Origin of the sequence: Marinobacter alexandrii (assembly GCF_005871205.1) — a bacterium.
Lineage (GTDB): Bacteria > Pseudomonadota > Gammaproteobacteria > Pseudomonadales > Oleiphilaceae > Marinobacter > Marinobacter alexandrii.
In genome coordinates, this window is the sequence record NZ_SWKM01000003.1 from 1 (window position 1) to 4,968 (window position 4,968).

Sequence of the window (4,968 nt, forward strand, 5' to 3'; positions counted from 1 at the left end):
CTTCCAGATTGGACGACGAAGTTGCTGGCCTTGGCCATGACGCGAAACCAGAAACTACCCACCAATTTGCCGCCAAGGCCCATTCACCCAACCACCAAAAAACTACCGGAGCCTTGGCTTATAACGCGGAGCGCACCGGTGACCTTGACGCAGCGAAGCGGAGACAAGGGCATCCGTGTGACGCGTTTTGTTAGCACTAAAACGGGATGTCATCGTCAAAATCATCGACCGGTTCCGGGCGCTTCGGTTGGATGGCATCTTCGTTCTTCAATAGGGTATCTACCCCCAGCTCCGTAATCGAATAAGCAAAATAATCGTAACCGTCTTGTTCATCGGTTTCGATTACCTTATCGAGCAGACCCATTCGCTCAAGTTTTATCAGCGAGAGCTGCAGGACCGCTTCGTTTATTCCTCGAAAACTGTTTGAAATTCTGTAGAAAGGCATTCCTCTTGGGTCGCATGTATGGCTCTGTAGGCAAGCAGCGAGGAACCGATAATCCTGATCCGTGAGTGTATAATTTGCTGGGTTCGCGACAATTCTCTGTGTTGCCGACACGCTCGCATGATCAATAAAGCCAATTCGATCAACCTCCGATTTAATCAACGCGCACGCCCGATTGGTTGCAGACACGAGATCGTTGTCTGACCGACTTGCATCATAGTCAGCAGGTGTCACACCAAGGAGGTCTGTTGGCAAGTGCATTTCAACGTCACGGGGTTTAAGGATAAATGATCGGGATTTCCCAATTGCCCCAACGAATAAGCCCATTTCAAAAATTACGTTATCGCGCACAACATGCTCAGCCCTGCTTCTTATCAAGGCAACGTCCTCTGGAGCGAATATAAAGAGGGCAAAATCAACAGCCGATGATTTCTCTACAAGGTCGTCAATTGCAGAAGAGGAGAGCTTGAATGTTCCGTTCTTCCATATTGTGACCTCGAGATCGTGATCCAAGTTCACATTGACAGCTTCAGCTACCGGTAAGGTTTCAACGGATGAAGCTATGAATAAACGAGGTTTTCTCAAGGCCATCTCCTAATTTAAAAAGTGCTAACACTATAAATAAGCTGACTTTTTGATCGCAAGCGCAAATTGGTCAGCTTGATTCATTGGTTAGATTTTTGCTGCAAATCCCAAAGAAATGCTGCTGCTCCGTCTGGAGGAACTTTGACTTGGGCCAAATACCAACGGCTGACGTCGCGGATACCTTCCGGTATCAGTATGCCCTGTCCAAAGCTCCAAAGTGAGCGCATTATTCCTTTCACAGGATGCACTGATTCTGAAGACTTCCGAAGTGTTCGAGCAATATGATCATCTATTTCGTCTGAAAGCTGCTGAAAACAACCGTAGGCATCCAGTGGAGATCTATCTTCAATATATCTCCGGAAATCCTTTGCCGTAGGGCTTGTTGACGCATAATCATATATTTTGTCTACAGGGCCGGCTTTAGATATCGCATTATTAACTCTACAATTTATAATTGCATTGCTGCAGATTGTATTTTCGGCTGCCTGTGCAAGTGGATCGAACTGATTTGGGTATAGTTTGTTGTAAATATTTACATTAAATGTGTTGAGAGAAAGATCCATTCTTAAAAACTTCGCACATTCGAGATCATTAACAATTATTTCTGGGTCATTAGACGATGCCCGTAAATTTTTATCGAAGATATTCAATCCATGGGTATGATTATCCATACGGGGCTCTTCATTTTCCCAATATGTTCCGGCCTTTTTAACGGCGTCCCAATAACCTGTAAAATTTGCTCTCGCTGTTTCCCCGACCGTATGCAATAGAGATTGATTTTCATTCTCAAGACTAAGTATATCGACCGCACTTCTAGCGACGACGGGGTCGAGATCTTTGTCTAAATACTTTACGTTTGACTGGCCACGAAGTGACGCGGGGCATAAGCTTTCACAAACAAACCATATTTCGTCGTAAAATATCGCCAAACCTATCGCGTTTTCTATGACAGGATTCGGGGAGCTTCTATCATCATTTGGCGCTTTTGGCGCAACATTCTGATAGTCATAGAATATTGGACTGCTAAGTCCTACGAAGGCTTCTTTCTTCATTCTTCCTCACCAATCTAACGCCAATGTTAAGCGGCGCCCTTTTTGGAGCGAAGCGGAGGAAAGGGCGTCCGGTGGACGGCCGTCAGGCCGGGAACGAACTTGAACGACTTGTTACAAAGAAAGTGCATTCGATTACCCCCGCTGCTCTGCCGAAAACTGATGCTCGATGACCTCATAGTGCTGCACTGAAAGATCAGGCTCAAGCTCATAAACCTCATCCTCTGGGTACAAGCGTGCCTGCGAAATATCGTTGCCAGCAAACGCCTTGATGGACTCCAGGTTGTCCCAGTACGTGATGAGGGTGAGTTCAATTTTGGCCGCCAAGGAACGGCGTAAAATCTGAGCGCCGAGAAAGCCTGGTGTTGCGGACGAATCCTTGATGCCGGTTTCGTAAAGGTAGCCCGTAAACCCTTCACTATGGTTTTCAGGCACTCGGCATTTCCATTCCCTGGCGATCATTACTACGCGCGCTCCCTTGCTTTGTAACGCGAAGCGCACCGGCGCACTTTAGTGCGTCCGAGTGACGCGAATTGTTATAAATTTTCTCGGACAAACTGCTCAACACTGAGATGCCTTCCCTTGCTTTGGTAGTACCCATCTAGGGCATAAGCCATCTTTTCTAGAGGAGCTTTGTCATACCCATAATCTTGAATCTCTCGGATGTAGCGCTCTATGAATCCTTGCGGAGCGAGTTCTCGCCATTGCACCACATGAACCAATTCATGGAAGTGAAGCCGAAGCTCGTTTGCGGCCTCTACCTTTATATAATAGGTATCGTTGTAGGTGATACCTCCAACGTCCATGTCGATGAAATCGCCTAGACCTGCTTCCCGGAGTTCTGGAAAATCAGGCTTCGGAATTTCGTCGGTAACAACGAAAAACGCTGTTTTGAGAAAGTCAGGCGAGTAAAAACCGCTGAAATATTCTTCAAGGACGGAGCAAGACCGACGCACTTCTTTATGCGAGGAATTCACCTGATGTATCCATTCCTCGATCTGTTCGACCATTACTCCTCCTATTTATAACGCCGAAGCACAGCGGCGACCTTGGAATGGCGCCGAAGGAGCCATGGAAAGGGCGTCCGGCGGCCATTGGCCGCGTACTGCTGCGCCTTGTTCTGTGTGACTATGTGTCACTCCCCACAAATCCGCCATCCTTGCCGCGAACTCGCATATTTTCTTTGTTGCATGACGTCATAGAGCCACAGGATGGGCATTGAACCGTATTGCCCTCAAGCATGGATGAATCAAAGGATTCCGTATCACCAAAGAATATCGGCGAAGGGAACCATGTGCCGCATCTAGGGTTTAGGCACTTAATTTGAATCTCATTGACTTCTGACATGGTCTTATCTCCTTATGACACAGAACGCCTGCGTAAACGGCGGTTTTTGCGCAGCGAAGCGGAGCAAAAGCCGTCCGGTGGAGGGCCTTTAGGCCCGGAACGTATTTGACGCACTTGTTACATGCTGAATTCTGTCACAAGCTCGGTACACAACCCCTCGCCGTAGTTGGCGGCGACACGCACATTGAGCCAATTGCTAGGCATATGAAAATAACTACCGGTACGCTCTCCCCGGGTCTTGATCGCAAGCGGCAGAGATATTTCCTTGCCTTCCTCTGTACCTTTCATCGTAGCCGACAAGACCAGCAGTTTTAGCTCCATGCCATCGAATTCCCGGGGCGCCCTAACGTGATAGATACCGGAAGCTGGGTCGGAATCTGGACTAATCGTGACGGCCTCGTGCTGTCGGGAAGACGACTCTAGGCATTCCCCAGCGGAAACGCCGCTGCAAAGTGCTGAAAGAAATATACAAGTTATCAATTTCATAGGCATGTAACGCTTGCAGCATGCGCGCCCATGAAATGGAGCCAAAGGCGCAATGTAGTGGGCGTCGCCGTGCCTGCACTGGTTATGTGAGCCCGAAGCTAAGCACATACCCTAATCCCCGACGTGGTCTACCGTAGCAAAGGCTAAAGCTCTACCGTTTGCAAAAGCCAGCAGGTAAGACTCTGACCACGAGGTGACTGATACGCTAGATGCATCCACCAGATTCCAGGTTACAGAGGCAACCACGCATTCAGAACCAAGCCGATTTACAGCAAGGTTTGAGTAGCGACATTCGCGGCAGCCTTGGGAGTGATACTCATCCAGGTAGGACTGAAAATACTCTGCCAACTGGGGCCGTGAGTCGAAAACATTGCAAACATCACCCGGACCTTTAGCCATATAAGGAAGGCTGAACTTGGTGGCCACACGATCGCCATCAAAGCTCGAAAATGCCGTGACAAAATCCTCGAAGAACTCCTTTACGGCGGCTTCCTGTCCTTCATCCATTTAGACCTATCTCCTTGGTATGCCTGAGATTCACCACATAACGCTAGCGGTAACCGGCGCCGGAGCGCAGCGGAGGGAACCAAAAGCGCCACGCTTTTGGCGTCCGGTTGACTGCCTGGTTATGAGATCGGCACATCAGTCGGATAACTCCCCAAATTTCCATGGTGATTTGGCACTTGGGCGCTCAGCAAACATTCCAGACTTTAATTGCGAGAGCTCATTTATGCTTTGATCGTTTTCCATCAAATGGCCTACACCAACATAGCGAGGCTCGCCTTCCTCAACGCAACCTTCTACCCCGCACAACATTTGCCAATCTCCGTCGGGATCGCACACCGACTCAAGCACAGGCCGACTCCCCTCGAATACGTGAGGACAAACAAAAACGCCAAAATCACTTCTGAAACTCAAATGAATGCCTCACTCTCATAACGCTTGCAGCATGCGCGCCCATGAAATGAAGCCGAAGGCGCAATGTAATGGGCGTCGCCGTGCCTGCACTGGTTATGGTGTCTCATCTCGGCCTCCGTCTTTGACGCCAGCGATAACGAA

7 protein-coding genes are annotated in these 4,968 nt (G+C 48.8%); 1 reads left to right on the top strand and 6 read right to left on the bottom strand.

Going from position 1 to position 4,968, the window contains the following annotated elements; all coding sequences use genetic code 11:
- On the top strand, nt 1–194 hold a 194-nt coding region (locus FCS96_RS20115; protein WP_212747025.1), incomplete at its 5' end, for a hypothetical protein.
- A gap of 2 nt (nt 195–196) precedes the next feature.
- Here the strand turns inward: FCS96_RS20115 and FCS96_RS00090 are convergent.
- The 6 genes from FCS96_RS00090 to FCS96_RS00120 all read right to left on the bottom strand — a co-directional run bounded on the left by FCS96_RS00090 (nt 197) and on the right by FCS96_RS00120 (nt 4,416).
- The gene (locus FCS96_RS00090) at nt 197–1,027 is read right to left on the bottom strand and encodes a TIR domain-containing protein (RefSeq protein WP_138438231.1); all 831 of its coding nucleotides are present in this window, start codon (nt 1,025–1,027) and stop codon (nt 197–199) included.
- A gap of 80 nt (nt 1,028–1,107) precedes the next feature.
- Nucleotides 1,108–2,079, bottom strand: coding sequence for a hypothetical protein (locus FCS96_RS00095; RefSeq protein ID WP_138438232.1), 972 nt, complete (start codon nt 2,077–2,079; stop codon nt 1,108–1,110).
- 132 nt (nt 2,080–2,211) lie between these two features.
- Nucleotides 2,212–2,538 (bottom strand): antibiotic biosynthesis monooxygenase family protein, encoded by a 327-nt coding sequence (locus FCS96_RS00100; RefSeq protein WP_138438233.1) that lies wholly within the window; start codon nt 2,536–2,538, stop codon nt 2,212–2,214.
- Nucleotides 2,539–2,612: 74 nt separating this feature from the next.
- Nucleotides 2,613–3,086 (bottom strand): hypothetical protein, encoded by a 474-nt coding sequence (locus FCS96_RS00105; protein ID WP_138438234.1) that lies wholly within the window; start codon nt 3,084–3,086, stop codon nt 2,613–2,615.
- 454 nt (nt 3,087–3,540) lie between these two features.
- On the bottom strand, nt 3,541–3,744 hold the full coding sequence (locus tag FCS96_RS00115; RefSeq protein WP_138438236.1) for a hypothetical protein: 204 nt from the start codon (nt 3,742–3,744) through the stop codon (nt 3,541–3,543).
- A gap of 276 nt (nt 3,745–4,020) precedes the next feature.
- Nucleotides 4,021–4,416 (bottom strand): hypothetical protein, encoded by a 396-nt coding sequence (locus FCS96_RS00120; protein ID WP_138438237.1) that lies wholly within the window; start codon nt 4,414–4,416, stop codon nt 4,021–4,023.
- Between the last annotated feature and the right edge of the window lie 552 nt (nt 4,417–4,968).

What these genes read in the sequence shown, in the direction of transcription:
- FCS96_RS00095 (WP_138438232.1), bottom strand. Translation starts at nt 2,079, where the DNA reads ATGAAGAAAGAAGCCTTCGTAGGACTTAGCAGTCCAATATTCTATGAC.
- FCS96_RS00100 (WP_138438233.1), bottom strand. Translation starts at nt 2,538, where the DNA reads ATGATCGCCAGGGAATGGAAATGCCGAGTGCCTGAAAACCATAGTGAA.
- FCS96_RS00105 (WP_138438234.1), bottom strand. Translation starts at nt 3,086, where the DNA reads ATGGTCGAACAGATCGAGGAATGGATACATCAGGTGAATTCCTCGCAT.
- FCS96_RS00115 (WP_138438236.1), bottom strand. Translation starts at nt 3,744, where the DNA reads ATGGAGCTAAAACTGCTGGTCTTGTCGGCTACGATGAAAGGTACAGAG.
- FCS96_RS00120 (WP_138438237.1), bottom strand. Translation starts at nt 4,416, where the DNA reads ATGGATGAAGGACAGGAAGCCGCCGTAAAGGAGTTCTTCGAGGATTTT.